Here is a 16,381-nt window from a genome sequence, read left to right on the forward strand (position 1 = left end):
GTAAATTTTTCCTGGGTGCGCTATTTCGCCACAGGTCATATTGGATTGCAGGGGAGATGTCTGCGTCCAAACAAGACGCCTGCACCAACTGGTAAACTCGCTCATCAACTTGTTGGATGATGGCTATGTCTCTACGCGCACTTCGAACACTGCTTGCCATTGCCCAACACGGTTCTTTCGTCAGAGCAGCGGACGCGGTGCATCTCACCCAATCAGCTGTCAGCCTTCATGTTCGGTCTTTGGAGGAGGATTTCAATACACGCCTGTTTGACCGCTCACGACGGTTGCCGGTGCTGACGGATGCAGGCCATATTGCCGTTGAGCGCGCGCGAGAAATTCTAGCCTTATACGACGGGATCTCCTCCGAGATTGGAGGCGACACTGAGTTGCGCGGCAGGCTCAGAATCGGTGCCATTCATACAGCGCTGGCGAGCGTCTTGCCCCTCGCGTTGTCGGCAATGCGTGCTGAGCATCCTCACCTGCGCATCACTGTTGCGTCGGGAATGTCCGCTGAGTTGGCCACGCGCGTGGAGGCGGGCGAGCTTGACGTTGCGATCACCACGGAGCCGGTGAAGCCACACCCTTATGGCCTGGCAAGCACGGTACTTTACGAGGAAGGGTTCTGGATCATCGCGCCGGTGTCTCATGCGCATGAGGACTTGAAGCTTCTACTCAAAAGCCAGCCGTTCATTCGATTTGATCGTCGCGCCTGGGCAGGTCGTACCATTGAGCGAGAGCTTCGCGCTATGCGGCTGCGTGTGCAGACCAGCATGGAACTGGATAGCCAGGATGCGATTATCCAGATGGTCTCAAGCGGACTGGGCGTATCCATCATTCCGCTTTCCGAACATCAAGTCGTAAGCATGACGACACTGGCCGTCGAGCCGTTCGGCATGCCTCAAAAAACCAGGCGCGTGGTATTGCTGGAGCGCGAAGATCGTCCGCTTGGGCGACTGGCGGCAGCCCTGGCGAACGCGTTGAAAGCGCATGTCTTGCACGATAAACCATGAGAAATACTTGTTGATTGCTGAAGTTTAAAACGTTTTTATTTTGGAGTCCGACCTCTTATTGTGGCCCTCATTCAAGTGAGTTCTTGAGGGCCCCATGATCACTGGACCTGCCGTAGACATGCCGCTGATGAGCCGGCCGATTGTGAGATGTGAACCGTCGGTACAAAAAACCAAGGCACGCGTATGACCCTTTCCTTGTTGACTGCCTTGCTGCCCATCGCGCTACTGATCGTGCTGGGTGCGTGGCTCAAGCGTCGGCAATTTCTGACGGATACTTTTTGGGCGCAGGCAGAGCGCTTGGCGTATTACGTGTTGCTGCCTTCTCTTTTCTTTCACGGATTGGCGACCGCCAACCTTGATGGCGTGCCCTTTCAAAGCATGATTTCGGTGCTCGTATTCTCGACTGCGGTGGTATCGTTGATGCTGTTGGGCGCGAAGTCGCTGATCACCATCGACGATGCTGCGTTCACTTCGGTTTTTCAGGGGGGGATACGTTTCAATAATTACGTAGGCGTGTCGGCAGCCGCGGGCTTGTTCGGTGTGCAGGGTATAGCCCTGGCAGCGGTCGCGAACGCGGCCATAGTGCCCAGCGTGAACATTCTGTGCGTAATGGTATTCGCGAAGTACGGGTCAGCCGGCAGGATGCCATTTAGCAAAGTCCTAAAGCAGTTGGCATTGAACCCACTGATACTCGCGTGCTTCGCCGGCGGATTGGTCCAGGTCTCGGGCTGGGGACTGCCTGTCGGTATTGAGCCGATGCTCAAGGCCTTGGGACAAGCGTCACTGCCGCTCGGATTGCTCTGTGTTGGTGCTGCGCTTGAGTTCGGAAGCATAAAGCAATGGTTTCGCCCGGTGGGTTACTCGTCGCTGACCAAGTTTTTAATCATGCCACTGGTTACGCTTTTGGCGTGCCACCTATTCGAACTTGAAGGAAAGGCCGCGGTTGCAGCACTTCTATTCCAGGCACTGCCCACAGCCTCATCCTCCTACATCATGGCAAGGCAATTAGGGGGAGACGCCCCCCTTATGGCTGGGATCATCGCTTGCCAGACCATGCTGGCAGGATTAGCACTTCCAGCGGTTATCCTCGTGATGGCCCAGTGGGTTTGAGTGTCAAGTATTTACAAACATTGAGTAAAGTAAGACCGACAAGAAAGCGCCTCTGGTTCGTTCGAGTGTGTCAGGTGTTACTCATTGACAAACGAGAAATGAGCTGACCACTTCAGGAAACTTTGCATCTGCCCTCCCTCGAACACCGTATTCCTGTTTGGAAAACGACTTTTGCTGCCGCGACACCGGGTCGAGTTATGAAGCGAGAACATGAGTTGGTGCCGGGCGGCCAAACCCTTCGGGTTGATCGCCTTCACGCGTTAGGCACAGCCCATAATGCGCTGTGCCTAACACAGTTTCATGAGTATTCGATAATCTGCTGGCTACGTAACATATTGAACCTCGCAAAGCCTTCTTCGAGATCGGAGATAAGATCAGATGGATCTTCAAGACCGATATGAAGCCGCACCAGGTGCCCGTCGACTTCCCAAGAGGTCGCACTTCTGACGGGTTTGGGGTCGGCAATCATCGCCAAGCTTTCAAAACCACCCCAAGAGTAACCAATTGAAAACAACGATAGGCTATCCAAAAGTGCATCTGCCGCGACTTGTGTTGAAGGTTTGGTCACGAAGGAGAGTAAACCGGACGCTCCTTTAAAATCCCTCTTCCATAACTGGTGCTGAGGGTGAGATTCTAATGCAGGATAATAAACCGCTTTCACCTCCTCGCGTGTCTCCAACCACTTGGCGACAATCGTAGCGTTTCTGTAATGACGCTCCAGTCGCACATCAAGTGTTCTCATGCCCCGGAGCGCCAGCGTCACGTCATCTGGACTCGCAAATAAGCCCATGCTGAAATGGAATCGTTTGAGGCTGTCCCACGCGCGCTTGGAGGCTGATACGGTGCCAAGAACCGCATCGGAGTGACCGACGATATATTTCGTAGCTGCCATGATGGACAGATCAACACCAAGTTCCAATGAAGGAAAGTAAAGCGGGGTGCCCCAAGTGTTGTCTGCAATAACTAGGATGTCATGATCATGTGCAACCTGGACTATAGCAGGGAGGTCTTGTATTTCCAAAGTCAAGGAGCCAGGAGATTCGGTATAGATCGCCTTAGTGTTCGGCTTGAGCAAGTCAACGATTCCGGCTCCTATTGTCGGGTCGTAAAACGAGACCTCAATCCCCAGCCGTTGACCCACCTGCTCACAAAAAGCCCTTATCGGCGAATACACATTGTCGGCAACTAGCAGATGATCCCCAGTTCCCACGACAGACAGTATGGCAGTCGTGCATGCCGAGAGCCCTGAAGGACAAAGAACCGTGCCTTCCGCTCCCTCCAACTGCTGGAGGGCCTGAGTCAATGCCTCTGTCGAAGGGTTATTCCACCGGCCATACGAATATTTTTGGCGACCCTCGCGCATCGATTCCGATGTAGGAAAAGCTACGGTGGAGCCCCGGTAAACCGGTGTATTCACGAAACCATGATGCTGATTGGGGTTGATAGAAGCATGGGCGAGCAGGGTTTGCACGGTTTTATATTTTTTCATACAGGCTGCCATTTCTTGAGTAGTGGGGGGCGTGTCGTTGCGCGTGTCGCTGAGATTAAAGTACTAAATTTATTAAATGTCTACCATTTGGTTTGCGTTTAGTAAAAACGCCTTTAAAAACAGATAGTTATCCTTAGATTATAAAATATGTTGCGTGGCTACCGAGTAGATGGTAGGTTTTTAGTGCCTGATGGTTTCGGCCTTTTCGACCGAAATGTGATGCTTATGGCGCGCGAGGACATTTCTAGAGCGAGGCCTAATAACCGTAATGGTGAAGGCGCGGTGCGCTCTCTTTCTTCTCTTTGAAGCTGGGGAGGAAAGACTTAAGTTTGCAAGGGATAAGAAAAATAACTGCAAATTAATTGTTTGGGTGACACATGAAAAAGAAAAACGTACAGCCCGCTCCAGCCGTTCAGTGTGAAAGCGAATTGAGAGACAGATCGAACTGGCTTGACTCTCATGAAAGTGGCTACTCAAAACACCTAAAAAAACGCCATGTGCAGATGATGGCACTCGGCGGAGCTATCGGCACTGGGTTGTTCTTGGGAGCAGGGGCCAGACTTCAAATTGCCGGGCCTGCACTTGCGGTGGTGTATTTAGTGTGTGGAGTTTTCGCCTTTTTCATACTAAGAGCATTGGGTGAGCTGGTTATGCACCGCCCTAGCAGCGGGAGTTTTGTATCTTATACTAGAGAGTTTATGGGGGAGCGCGCCTCCTTTGTAGCGGGCTGGATGTACTTCTTGGTTTGGGCACTAACGGGTGTAGTTGACATAACAGCGATTGCGATATACATGAAATACTGGAGCGTTTTTTCGGACGTTCCACAGTGGATATTCGCGCTTAGCGCCTTGGGCGTTGTGACATTGATGAACATGGTTGGTGTCAAATGGTTTGGTGAAATGGAGTTTTGGTTTGCTGTTATTAAGGTGGCAGCTATCAGCATTTTTTTGATTGTCGGCTCGTTTTTTTTTGCAACTGGCCACGAGGTGGCGGGGCACATCCCGGGTCTGCATTTGATCTCGGATAATGGAGGTGTTTTTCCCCATGGCTTTCTGCCGGCGATTATTATCGTGCAAGGCGTAATTTTTGCTTATGCGAGTATAGAGTTGGTGGGAACCGCTGCTGGTGAGACGGCAGATGCCAAAAGGGTCATCCCTAAAGCAATCAATGGCGTGGTTTGGAGAATAGGGCTTTTTTACGTAGGCTCGGTATTCTTGCTAGTCACTGTATTGCCGTGGACGGCCTACAGCGCTAATGTCAGCCCTTTCGTGACGTTCTTTGAAGCGCTCGGCATTCCTGGAATTGGCTCCGTTATGAATATCGTTGTAATGACTGCCGCACTCTCTAGTCTGAACTCAGGCTTGTACGCAACGGGGCGGGTACTGAGATCGCTAGCCATGGGAGGATCTGCCCCCAAGATGTTTAAACGTATGAGCACCCAAGGGGTTCCCTATATGGGGATCTTAGTGACAATGGGGATCAACGTATTTGGCGTGCTATTGAATTTTCTAATTCCGTCCCAGCTATTTGAGCTGCTGCTTAATCTAGTTTCTCTGGGGATCCTTTCCACTTGGGCATTCATTGTACTTTCTCAAATAATGTATCGTCGTGCGGTGAAGAGAGGTGAAGCCGAGATGGTCTCGTTTAGAATGCCAGGTGCTCCGTTTACTTCTTGGCTGACCCTGGGTTTCTTGCTCGTAGTGCTGGTGCTATTGGGTTTCGATTATCCTAATGGAACATATACTGTTTTATCTATACCGGTAGTCGCTGGAGCTCTAATGCTGGGTTGGGCAAAGGCCGTCCGTTCCAAAGCCGTGCGCTCGGAAAAAATAGAGAACAGTTCGAGCCATGTAGGAGTATAGCTTAATGCCAATGAGAGCACGGTTTATGACGTGCTTTCATCGCTTTAAGTTGAATCGTGGCTGTAAAGCAGTTAATATGCGTGTGTCAATAATGCAAGGTAAGATTTATGAGTACTCGTTCTGACCTTTTAACCACTGCCGAGCTGTTGCTGCGTACCAAAGGGTACGCTGCATTTAGCTATGCCGATTTGGCTGACGAAATTGGTATAAAAAAGGCGAGTATTCATCATCACTTTCCTACAAAGGAAGGGCTTGGAATTGCCGTTATTGATAGCTATCTTTTTAGGTTTGTGAAGAGTCTAGAATTGATAAATGAAGAGAGTACCGACACGATCGTTCGGTTGAGAGAGTTTTCTAAGCTGTTTATTGATAGCTCAAAAAATGGAATGCTACCCTTATGTGGTGCGCTCGCTGCCGAACTTTCTGCTCTGCCGGACAGTCTTAAGGATTTGACTAGGAGGTTTTTTGAAATCCATATTGCTTGGTTGGAAAATAATCTCGCATTGGGTCAATCTGAAAAGGTTATAAAGGCGGATCTTAATCCCAGAACAGTTTCACGGGCGATATTGAGCTTGCTTGAGGGTAGCAGTTTTGTATCTTGGGCGCTCAATGATACAGTTGTTGATCAGTCTGGGTTTGATTTGATATTGAATAGTATTGTCGTTTCGTAATATACACTGAGAATCAGATTACCAAAATCAGTAGGAAGCCTTTCACGTTGTGTTTGCCCATCTTATTAGGTGGGCTTCATATTTCTACCCCCTCTGCAGTCCACCTCAACAGCTGATCTAATCCCACAAATAGGTTTTCTGTTCGCACACACCTTCCAAGCGTTTCTCCGCCTGTCAGATCGGACAGGCGGTACTTCGCCATAAGCTACGTTTAATTAGGGATAGGAGCTGATCGCACCGTTAGCACGTGGGAGGTGGGGTACCAGGTCAAAGAATTTTATTGCTAGCAAACCTACTAATAGGTAGGATTGCTGTGCGTAACATTTATCCAGCCAAAAAATGCGTTCAATAGAGGGTTTTTTAATGACAACTAATCTGAATGGTATTGATGTCGTAGCTCTGCAGCAGTTTGCTCAAGGTGTTGCGGAGGATGCGAATAAGCGTCACGCGAGCTTCAACGTCAATACCCAGTGGAAAGGCCAGACGCGCTCTGTGGCGAAAGTCAGCCGTTACAGCTTAGCCGGTGAAACCTATTCGCGTGATTTCGAAATCGTCGCCGATGAGCCAATTGAACTGTTAGGTCAGAACTCGGCGCCAAATCCTCAAGAGCTGCTGATGGCCGCGCTGAACGCCTGTATGGCGGTAGGTTACGCAGCTAACGCAGCCATGATGGGCATTAAAATCCACAGTCTGGAAATTGAGACCGACGGCACTCTCGATTTGCGTGGTTTTCTGGGCATCGACGAGAGCGTAAACCCAGGGTACGACCAAGTGCGGGTCGTAATCCGTCTTCACACCGATGCACCTCTTGAGCGTGTAGAAGAACTGCACAAAAATGTAATTAAAACATCAGTTAATTACGCGAATTTCTCCAAAGCCATCCGCATGGTGCCAACCCTCGAGGTTCGTGAGGACTGATAATTATCAGATCTTTCATCTTTACAACCTTGAGAGCGCCAGTAGGCAAGGCCTACTGGCGTTGCTACCTTTGCTATTGTAATTGAGCGCGTTGCTTTCTGTTTTTAAACGGTTTTTGAACTTTGCTCAATGGGTAGCAGCGTTTTTTATTTATTTTAATATAGAGGGGTGTATGAGCGCTATTTCGAAAAAGTTTGTAGTGGATATTTGGTCTGATTTCGTCTGTCCTTGGTGTTGGGTCGCCAAGCGTCGTTTTGAGAATGCGCTTGAGGACTTTCCGTACAAAGACGATGTTCAGGTAAACGTGAGAGCGTATCGTCTTGCCCCTAACCATACTGCTGAGCCTATGGTGAGAGCCCTTAAAGTCAAATTAGGTAGTTCAACCGCTGCTTTGAATATGATGAGTGCGGTAAAGCAATATGGCCAATCTTCAGGGCTTGATTACCGTTTTGAAACCATGATGTTTGGTGACACCGCGGATGCGCATGTCCTCGTCAAAGCGATTGACGATGAAGTATTGAAGACGCACTTGGTGGAGGCGCTCTATGAGCAAAGTACTACCCAGGGTAAGTCACTATTTGACCGAGGTAGTTTAGAGTCGATTGCAAAATCTGTAGGTGTTTCTGATGAGTCGATTCGACTCGCGTGGTCATCTAATGAATTGTTTCACCGGATGCAGGAAGACGAGCGTGCTATGGGCCAATTTCACTCGGGCGTCCCGTTTTTTGTTTTCAATAGTTCATTTTCTATTTCGGGGGCTCAGCCTCAAGAGATCTTTTCTCAAGCACTCAATCAAATGTATTTCGAACCAAGTGACGAACATGAGTCGTCCAGCAGTCAAGTTTGCGGGCTTGATGGATGTAATTAATACCAGAGATGCTTCGGCACTGTTGGTGCCGCAATTTCTGGGTTTGGAATGATGTTGTGGGTGAAGTGCAGATGAGCCGTATTGTAGACGTGAAAGCCGGAGAGTTCGCCCGATTCGTTGCAAAAGGTAACTGCGCTGTGCTGTTTTCGGCGTCCTGGTGCAAGCCCTGTCAAGAAATGAAACCGGTTTTTAATGAGCTGGCAGAAAAGCTGCAGTCGCGCGCCGCATTCGGGAAGATTGATGTGGCTGTTTCGCCCACGATCTCCCAGATGCATGGTGTCCGGTCGGTTCCATCCTTGGCGATTTTCTACGAAGGGCGATTACGTTTGGTTTTGGCTGGCTCTCGATCGGCTGCCGCGTTGAAGAAAGCAGTCTTAGCTGACTTAAAGGATGTTCTGTAGGTCGGACTAAAATTTCGATGCGCTCTCAAATTGACTGTCCGAATGAGTGTAGGAAGCGCGTCAGGATGTTGCTGGGCTAAGTGTCCGACTGGCGTATAGGCAAGCTAAGCTCCGCTTTGCGACCGGCCAGGCCATGTTTAGCCCAGCGTAGCCTTTGCTTGAATACAGTTACGCTTCAGCCGGAGTATCAGCGATAACGAAGTTCGGATAATGTAAAGACTTTGATTTCATCGGCAGGCCATCAGCACAACGACGTGGTTGGCTAATGGCATGCAGAACAGCTTATAGGGCTTTAGCGACTTCTCAGATTTAACTGGCGACGGGGGTAGCTAAGCCTCTACTATTATTGATCCTTCCGCACTGCTGGGTATCAAGATTTATCGAATGCATCCAAAACGTGAGTGCTGTAAACCAATGCAGCGCCAGCGTTCATATTAATCGCAACGCCCAAAGCTTCTGAGACCTCTTCAGTCGTTACGCCGAGCTTTTTGGCCTCAGCTGCGTGGAAAGCGATGCAGCCGTCGCAACGGGTGGTGACGGCAACTGCGAGTGAGATCAGTTCACGAGTCTTAGCGTCGAGGTGGTTTGTTCTTTCGCCGGCGCTCCCTAAAGAAGCCAAACCTTTCATGGTCTCTGGGGATAGGCCATTCAGTTGCACTAGGCGGGCGCTGACGTCTTTTCGAGTTTGCTTCCAATCTTGCATGGGATATTCCACTTTGGGCGCGGTGCCCTGTAGGTGTAGGGGAGGTGTGAAACTGATCAAAACATACCATCCAGTTGGTAGGTATGCAAGTGTGTCCTACAAATGGCTTGATCGTGCGGTCGACGTAGAAGGGGTGAGCTGGTGTGATGAGAGGGCATTGACGTTAATGCCTTATTTGTAGTGATGAGCTCTCCCGGCTCAGAACCAGGAGATACTTGAGCGGAGTTCGCATGATCAGGGAATGCTGCTGGTATCAGAATTTTGAGCGCATAAGGAGCCTTAGGGGTGTAATGCTGTTGTCAAGCTAATTTTCCCGCGCACTTACATAAGACTATTACTGGGAAGCAATAAAAAGCTCCACAGCCAAAACGAGAATCTATCGTCATAGCTGTGGAGCAAAAAACTGCCTGGGCATTTAACGCGTACGGGACTATCAGCTAGAATAACTCACGCGATCATGGCGGATATCATCTATCAGATGCTGGGCAACAATGTGTTCAATACCAAGTCGTTCAAGCAGCCGGAAGCCAATAATTCACTGGCCGCATTGATATCCGGCGCGAAGAAGCGATCCTTCTCGTAATAGGCCACTTTGCTTCGCAGACTCTTCCTGGCCAGTTCCAGCTTGGGCGACGTCTTCAAGCCGTCACGCAAGTCCAGACCTTGGCAGGCCGCTAGCCACTCCACAGCCAGGATTCCACGGGTGTTTTCAGCCATTTCCCACAACCGTTTGCCGGCGGCGGGTGCCATCGATACGTGATCTTCCTGATTGGCGGATGTGGGCAGGCTGTCTACGGAATGGGGGTGAGCTAGCGCCTTGTTCTCGCTGGCCAGCGCTGCTGCTGTCACCTGAGAAATCATGAAGCCCGAGTTCACGCCGCCATTGGCTACCAGGAACGGCGGCAGTTGTGACATGTGTTTGTCCATCATCAACGAAATGCGGCGCTCGCTCAGCGAGCCGATTTCAGCAATGGCCAATGCCATATTGTCTGCGGCCATGGCCACTGGCTCGGCGTGGAAGTTGCCGCCAGAGATCACATCACCTTCAACGGCAAAGACCAGTGGGTTATCGGATACGGCATTCGCTTCGACGACTAATACTTCCGCGGCCTGACGGAGCTGGGTCAGGCATGCGCCCATGACTTGAGGTTGGCAGCGTAGAGAGTAGGGATCTTGGACCTTGCCGCAGTCTTTGTGCGAATCGGCGACCTCACTGCTTTGGCCCAGCAGGTCGCGATAAGCAGTAGCTGTATCAATCTGGGCCTTCTGGCCGCGAGCGGCATGGATACGTGCGTCAAACGGCGAGCGGGAGCCCAAGACAGCTTCGACCGTCAACGCACCGATGGCCAAGGCGCCTGCAAACAGGTCTTCGCCCTCGAACAAACCGCGCAGAGCATAAGCAGTGGACACCTGGGTACCGTTGAGCAACGCCAAACCCTCTTTGGCAGCCAGCGTCAACGGCGCCAAACCGGCCACCTTCAGTGCTTCGGTGGCTTCCAGCCATTCGCCCTTATGACGGGCTTTGCCTTCTCCCAGCAGCACGAGGGACATGTGCGCCAAAGGTGCCAAGTCACCAGATGCGCCGACCGAACCTTTTAACGGAATATGCGGATACACCTCGGCGTTGATCAATGCTATCAGAGCATCGATCACCACGCGGCGTATGCCGGAGAAACCACGGCTGAGGCTATTGACCTTGAGCACCATGATCAACCGCACCAGCGCATCGCTGATCGGCTCACCCACACCAGCGGCGTGGGACAGTACTAGCGAACGTTGCAGATTTTCCAGATCTTCACTGGCGATACGAGTCGAGGCCAGCAGGCCGAAACCGGTATTGATACCGTAGGCGGTGCGGTTCTCGGCGAGGATCTGCTCCACGCAAGCGACACTGGCTTCAATTTGCGCAGAGGCACTGTTGTCGAGGGTGATTTTTACTGGGTGCTGGTAAACGGCACGCAGTTGGGCAAGGCTCAATTGGCCTGGGATAACGTTAAGTGTTTTCATGCTTTGGCTCCTTTAACAAGAGTGATCATTGGCAGGTTCAAGCCTTGCTCATTCGCGCAATCAATGGCGATCTGGTAACCGGCATCGGCATGGCGCATCACGCCGGTCGCCGGGTCGTTGTGCAGTACACGGGCAATCCGTTCGGCCGCTTCGTCAGTACCGTCGCAGACGATCACCATGCCCGAGTGCTGGGAAAAGCCCATGCCGACGCCACCACCGTGGTGCAGTGACACCCAGGTCGCGCCGCTGGCGGTGTTGAGCAAGGCATTGAGCAGCGGCCAGTCGGAAACGGCGTCTGAGCCGTCCTGCATGGATTCGGTTTCACGGTTGGGGCTGGCGACGGAGCCGGAGTCGAGATGGTCGCGACCGATGACGATCGGCGCCGACAACTCACCGCTGCGCACCATCTCGTTGAACGCCAGGCCCAACTTGGCGCGCTGGCCCAGGCCAACCCAGCAGATCCGTGCCGGCAAGCCCTGGAAGCTGATGCGCTCGCGGGCCATGTCCAACCAGTTATGCAGGTGAGCGTCGTCGGGGATCAGTTCCTTGACCTTGGCGTCGGTCTTGTAGATATCCTGCGGGTCACCGGATAGCGCCGCCCAGCGGAACGGGCCGATGCCGCGACAGAACAGCGGACGGATGTAGGCCGGGACGAAACCCGGGAAGTCGAAGGCATTCTCGACGCCTTCTTCCTGGGCCATCTGGCGAATGTTGTTGCCGTAGTCGAAGGTCGGCACACCCATTTTCTGGAAGGCCAACATGGCTTTGACGTGCACGGCCATCGATTGCTTGGCGGCCTTCACCACGGCGGCGGGCTCGGTCTTGGCGCGGGCACGGTATTCGTCCCAGGTCCAGCCGGCCGGCAGGTAGCCGTTGAGGGGGTCGTGGGCGCTGGTCTGGTCGGTGACCATGTCCGGACGCACACCACGACGGACCATTTCCGGCAGGATCTCGGCCGCGTTCCCACACAGCGCGATGGAAATCGCCTTGCCTTCGGCGGTGTATTTCTCGATGCGCGCCAGGGCGTCGTCGAGGTCTTTGGCCTGCTCGTCGACGTAGCGGGTTTTCAGGCGGAAATCGATGCTCACCTGCTGGCACTCGATGTTCAGCGAGCACGCACCGGCCAGGGTCGCGGCCAGTGGTTGCGCGCCACCCATGCCGCCCAGGCCGGCGGTCAGCACCCAACGGCCCTTGAGGTTGGAATCGTAATGCTGGCGACCAGCCTCGACGAAGGTTTCATACGTGCCCTGGACGATGCCCTGGCTGCCGATGTAGATCCAGCTGCCGGCGGTCATCTGGCCGTACATGGCCAGGCCCTTGGCGTCGAGTTCGTTGAAGTGTTCCCAACTGGCCCAGTGCGGCACCAGGTTGGAGTTGGCGATCAGGACGCGCGGGGCGTTGCTGTGGGTCTTGAACACGCCCACCGGCTTGCCGGATTGCACCAGCAGGGTTTCGTCGTCGTTCAGGTTGGTGAGGCTTTCGACGATCTTGTCGTAGCACACCCAGTTGCGCGCCGCGCGGCCGATGCCACCGTAGACCACCAACTCCTTGGGGTTCTCGGCCACTTCCGGATCGAGGTTGTTCATCAACATCCGCAGCGGCGCTTCGGTCAGCCAGCTCTTGGCGGTCAGCGTGTTACCGCGAGGGGCGCGGATTTCGATATTGCGGAAATGGAGTGGTTTGCTCACCGGTAATCCTCTCGAAATGACTTGCAGCTTATTGTTGGTTTTCGCTACATCGGGCGAGTAAATATAATCATGTATATACAAGCCTAATCAAGCAGATTTTTGACCGCTATTGTTGTCGGCATGATTATCTTCACGTGATTAGTTTTTTTCGTTCGAATGGCATTGATGCAGGTTTTGCCATCAAGCTTTGCGCACTGGGCGCGCCGTGACAGTTTCAGCCAGGGATCATGAGCTGAGCCATAGCAAGACGCTGGGATTGCTCTCGCACGGGGCTCTTCTAGTCAACAGAACGGCGAACCATTCCGGCCGCAATCGCGCGCCTGAAAACATTTTTCAGGCGCGGTAAGTGTCCAGTCGGCTTAAGGCACTTCGGTTATTTCAGATTGCCGCTGAGAAATTGCTGCAAACGCTCGCTCTTAGGGTTCCCCAGCACTTCCTCAGGCGGCCCTTGCTCTTCTACGAGCCCTTGGTGCAAGAACAACACCTGGTTCGATACCTTACGAGCGAAGCTCATTTCGTGCGTCACCATGATCATGGTTCTGCCTTCTTCGGCGAGGCCCTGAATGACCTTCAGCACTTCTCCCACGAGTTCAGGATCCAGGGCAGAAGTGGGTTCATCGAACAGCATGATTTCCGGTTCCATGGCCAGCGCCCGGGCTATCGCGACGCGCTGCTGCTGGCCGCCCGAGAGAAAGGCCGGGTATTGATCGGCAACTCGCGATGGTAAACCAACCTTGTCCAGGTAACGCCGAGCCAGCTCCTCTGCATCCTTCTTGCTGACCCCCAACACTCGGCGAGGGGCCATTGTGATGTTGTCGAGCACGGTCATGTGGCTCCACAGATTGAAATGCTGGAATACCATCGCCAGTCGCGTGCGCAGCCGCTGCAGTTCGTCTGCGTTTGCAACGCGCATGCCGTGGTGGTCATGGATCATGCGTATCGGCTGATTGTCGAGGCTCATGGCGCCGTTGCTAGGGATTTCCAGAAAGTTGATACAGCGCAAAAAGGTGCTTTTGCCCGACCCGCTGGCACCGATCAGGCTAATGACGTCGCCGGCCTTTGCGTTCAGCGAAACACCCTTGAGGACTTCGTGGTCGCCATAGCTTTTATGCAGGTTTTCTACGGTCAGTTTGTACATATTCAAGCACCCTGAATTAATGAGCTGGGCCGAGGAACGACAGCCAACGGCGCTCAGCCAGACGGAACAGACCGACCAGAGAGAAAGTGATAGCGAGGTAAATCGCTGCGGCGATGCCGAACGATTGGAAGGTCAGAAATGTTGCTGAATTGGCATCTCTGGCAACCTTGAGGATGTCCGGTACCGTGGCGGTGAAAGCGACCGTGGTGGAATGCAGCATCAGTATCACTTCGTTGCTGTAGTTCGGCAGTGAGCGGCGCAATGCAGACGGCATGATGATGTAGGTGTAAAGCTTCCATCCTCGAAGCCCAAAGGCCTTCGCTGCTTCGACTTCACCATGATTCATGTTGCGAATCGCCCCGGAGAAGATCTCTGTGGTGTAGGCGCAAGTGTTCAAGGCAAAGGCCAGGATGGTGCAGTTCAATGCATCGCGAAAGAATGCATCAAGCAGCGGTTGGGAGCGCACCGCAGCGAGGCTGTAGATGCCGGTGTAGCAGATCAGTAGCTGTATATACAGAGGCGTGCCACGGAACAAATAGGTATAGAACTGCACGGGCCAGCGCACGAAAAGGTTGCTTGATACCCTGGCAATCGACAGCGGGACCGCCATCAAGAAGCCGAAGAAGAGCGAGGCACTGAGCAGCCATAGTGTCATCGCCAAGCCCGTGATGTGATAACCATCGTGGTACAGGAAGGGTTTCCAATATTCTTGCAATAGCTCGATCATCGCACGGCCTCCCGAGTTCCTGCGGCGTAAAAACTTTCCAGCCTGCGCAAGACATAGTTTGATGCGGTGGTGATAACCAAATAGATCAACGCTGCAAGGACCAAGAAGAAGAACAGTTGATAGGAACTCTTTCCTGCATCCTGGGCAACCTTGACCAAGTCAGCCAGACCAATGATCGAGACCAGTGCGGTCGCTTTCAGGATCACCATCCAGTTGTTGCCAATGCCCGGTAATGCAAAGCGCATCATTTGCGGGAAAAGCACCAGGCGGAATCGTTGGGCGCGGGTCAGGCCATAGGCCGTGGCTGCTTCTAATTGCCCCTTTGGAACGGCGAGAATCGCTCCGCGGAAGGTTTCGGTGAAATACGCACCGTAGATGAAGCCCAGGGTGATGACCCCTGCGCTGAACGGATTGATTTCGATATATTCCCAGCCAAAGGCATCGGTCAGATTCGTCAGCCACGTCTGAAGGCTATAGAAGATCAGCAGCATCAAGACCAGGTCGGGCACGCCGCGGATAAGCGTGGTGTAGGCTTGCGCAGGGATGCGTAGCAAGGCTGACTTCGAGAGTTTCGCGCTGGCACCGATCAATCCCAGGCCCACGCTCAGCAACAAGCACAGTGCGGATAATTTGACAGTCATCCAGGAGCCTTGCAGCAACAGCGGGCCGAAACCCTTTAGGCTGAAGCCTAGAGTCTGCAATAGGTTTTCTAGCATTGGACAGCCCTTCGTCAATCAAGAAAAACGCCCATCCGAAAATGGGCGCAGCGTGTTATTTACCGCTGTAGATATTCTGATCACCAAAGTGTTTTTTCTGGATGGCTACATAGCTGCCATCCTCATGCAGTGCCTTGATGCCTTTGTTTATCAGGGCCTTGAGATCGGCGTTGCCTTGGGCGAGACCTACCGCGGTTTTCGCGGGCAACAGTTCATGCTCGACTGCTTTACTTACCTCAAAATTCGCCCCTTGCGGCGACTTCAAGAAGCCCATTTCGGCTTGCAACATATTCTGGATCGAGGCATCGAGACGGCCGGTCACCAAGTCCGAATAGACCTGATCCTGGTTGGCATAGGCTTGGGTTTTGACCCCGGCCTTGTTCAGTACGGCTTTTGCATAAGCTTCCTCGGTGGTGCCTTGCTCATAACCAACCGTCTTGCCGACGAGCGTCCTGATATCTTCGGTCAGGCCGGAGCCTTTCTTGAAAACGAAGGAGGTAGGAACGGAGAACAGTTCATCGGAGAAATCGATGACTTTTTCTCGCGAGGATGTCACGGTCATGGCGGAGATCACGCCGTCGAATTTGTTGGCTTTCAGGCCGGGAATCATGCCGTCAAAATCACTCTCGACCCATTTGCACTTCACTTTCAATTCCGCACAAATCGCATTGCCTAAGTCGATATCGAAGCCCACCAGGCTACCGTCGGCAGCTTTGGACTCGAAAGGGGCGTAAGAGGGGTCAACGCCGAACCGCAACTCCTTGTACTCCTTGGCCGAGGCAAAGCTGCCAGCCACACACAACGCCAGTACAGAGAGGGTCAAAATAGATTTTTTCATTGTTTTTATTCCTAAGGACCAAAGAGCGCTTGAGCGCACGGATGCGGTACGGAGCTCGTGTGTGTCGCTATGGGAGTGGTACACAGAGCCCATTTTTTGGTTTAAACGTGTCGAGGTGACGGATCGACTTTACCGCGTAAATACATACTTGTACATACAGGCATAGCCAATCAAGCAACCATTTATCTGCTCGGATGTGCATGGGTGGAAGAAGGGCTGGAAACGCTGAGGGGAG

15 protein-coding genes are annotated in these 16,381 nt (G+C 52.7%); 7 read left to right on the forward strand and 8 right to left on the reverse strand.

All coding sequences use genetic code 11. The annotated features are described in order from the left end of the window. Nucleotides 1-125: 125 nt before the first annotated feature. Together PSH65_RS14310 and PSH65_RS14315 are read left to right on the forward strand one after the other, a co-directional pair. Complete coding sequence (locus tag PSH65_RS14310; RefSeq protein WP_041020834.1) at nucleotides 126-1,010, forward strand: LysR family transcriptional regulator; 885 nt, start codon at nucleotides 126-128, stop codon at nucleotides 1,008-1,010. A gap of 183 nt (nucleotides 1,011-1,193) precedes the next feature. Continuing rightward, a complete protein-coding gene (locus PSH65_RS14315; protein WP_305426682.1) occupies nucleotides 1,194-2,120 on the forward strand; it encodes an AEC family transporter in 927 nt (308 codons plus the stop codon). Nucleotides 2,121-2,418: 298 nt separating this feature from the next. On the opposite strand, the gene metC is transcribed toward PSH65_RS14315, so the two are convergent. Further along, nucleotides 2,419-3,609: a cystathionine beta-lyase gene (gene metC, locus PSH65_RS14320; protein WP_053121572.1), complete on the reverse strand. Its 1,191-nt coding sequence runs from the start codon at nucleotides 3,607-3,609 to the stop codon at nucleotides 2,419-2,421. 377 nt (nucleotides 3,610-3,986) lie between these two features. On the opposite strand from metC, the gene PSH65_RS14325 reads away from it, so the two are divergent. From PSH65_RS14325 to PSH65_RS14345, 5 genes are all read left to right on the forward strand, one after another. Then, the gene (locus PSH65_RS14325; protein ID WP_025214439.1) at nucleotides 3,987-5,471 is read left to right on the forward strand and encodes an amino acid permease; all 1,485 of its coding nucleotides are present in this window, start codon (nucleotides 3,987-3,989) and stop codon (nucleotides 5,469-5,471) included. A gap of 107 nt (nucleotides 5,472-5,578) precedes the next feature. After that, entirely contained in the window at nucleotides 5,579-6,142 is a 564-nt protein-coding gene (locus tag PSH65_RS14330; RefSeq protein ID WP_025214438.1) for a TetR/AcrR family transcriptional regulator, read from the forward strand. 363 nt (nucleotides 6,143-6,505) lie between these two features. Continuing rightward, complete coding sequence (locus PSH65_RS14335) at nucleotides 6,506-7,060, forward strand: OsmC family protein (RefSeq protein ID WP_025214437.1); 555 nt, start codon at nucleotides 6,506-6,508, stop codon at nucleotides 7,058-7,060. A gap of 172 nt (nucleotides 7,061-7,232) precedes the next feature. Next, a complete protein-coding gene (locus tag PSH65_RS14340) occupies nucleotides 7,233-7,928 on the forward strand; it encodes a DsbA family oxidoreductase (protein WP_076384065.1) in 696 nt (231 codons plus the stop codon). A 71-nt stretch (nucleotides 7,929-7,999) separates the two neighbouring features. Continuing rightward, complete coding sequence (locus PSH65_RS14345; RefSeq protein ID WP_054069743.1) at nucleotides 8,000-8,329, forward strand: co-chaperone YbbN; 330 nt, start codon at nucleotides 8,000-8,002, stop codon at nucleotides 8,327-8,329. 370 nt (nucleotides 8,330-8,699) lie between these two features. Here PSH65_RS14345 and PSH65_RS14350 read toward each other — a convergent pair whose 3' ends face one another. From PSH65_RS14350 to PSH65_RS14380, 7 genes are all read right to left on the reverse strand, one after another. Continuing rightward, nucleotides 8,700-9,032, reverse strand: coding sequence for a carboxymuconolactone decarboxylase family protein (locus tag PSH65_RS14350; protein ID WP_025214435.1), 333 nt, complete (start codon nucleotides 9,030-9,032; stop codon nucleotides 8,700-8,702). 474 nt (nucleotides 9,033-9,506) lie between these two features. After that, complete coding sequence (gene hutH / locus PSH65_RS14355; protein ID WP_076384066.1) at nucleotides 9,507-11,039, reverse strand: histidine ammonia-lyase; 1,533 nt, start codon at nucleotides 11,037-11,039, stop codon at nucleotides 9,507-9,509. Further along, nucleotides 11,036-12,727, reverse strand: a complete 1,692-nt coding sequence (gene hutU, locus PSH65_RS14360; protein ID WP_178082513.1) for a urocanate hydratase — start codon at nucleotides 12,725-12,727, stop codon at nucleotides 11,036-11,038. Before hutU ends, hutH begins: the two co-directional genes overlap by 4 nt. Nucleotides 12,728-13,100: 373 nt before the next feature. After that, on the reverse strand, nucleotides 13,101-13,865 hold the full coding sequence (locus PSH65_RS14365) for an ABC transporter ATP-binding protein (RefSeq protein ID WP_025214432.1): 765 nt from the start codon (nucleotides 13,863-13,865) through the stop codon (nucleotides 13,101-13,103). Nucleotides 13,866-13,881: 16 nt separating this feature from the next. Then, a complete protein-coding gene (locus PSH65_RS14370; RefSeq protein ID WP_030141828.1) occupies nucleotides 13,882-14,592 on the reverse strand; it encodes an ABC transporter permease in 711 nt (236 codons plus the stop codon). Further along, nucleotides 14,589-15,308: an ABC transporter permease gene (locus PSH65_RS14375; protein ID WP_025214430.1), complete on the reverse strand. Its 720-nt coding sequence runs from the start codon at nucleotides 15,306-15,308 to the stop codon at nucleotides 14,589-14,591. Before PSH65_RS14375 ends, PSH65_RS14370 begins: the two co-directional genes overlap by 4 nt. A 55-nt stretch (nucleotides 15,309-15,363) precedes the next feature. After that, nucleotides 15,364-16,146: a transporter substrate-binding domain-containing protein gene (locus PSH65_RS14380; RefSeq protein WP_039011357.1), complete on the reverse strand. Its 783-nt coding sequence runs from the start codon at nucleotides 16,144-16,146 to the stop codon at nucleotides 15,364-15,366. Between the last annotated feature and the right edge of the window lie 235 nt (nucleotides 16,147-16,381).

This window comes from Pseudomonas sp. FP603 (assembly GCF_030687415.1).
GTDB classification, from domain to species: domain Bacteria; phylum Pseudomonadota; class Gammaproteobacteria; order Pseudomonadales; family Pseudomonadaceae; genus Aquipseudomonas; species Aquipseudomonas wuhanensis.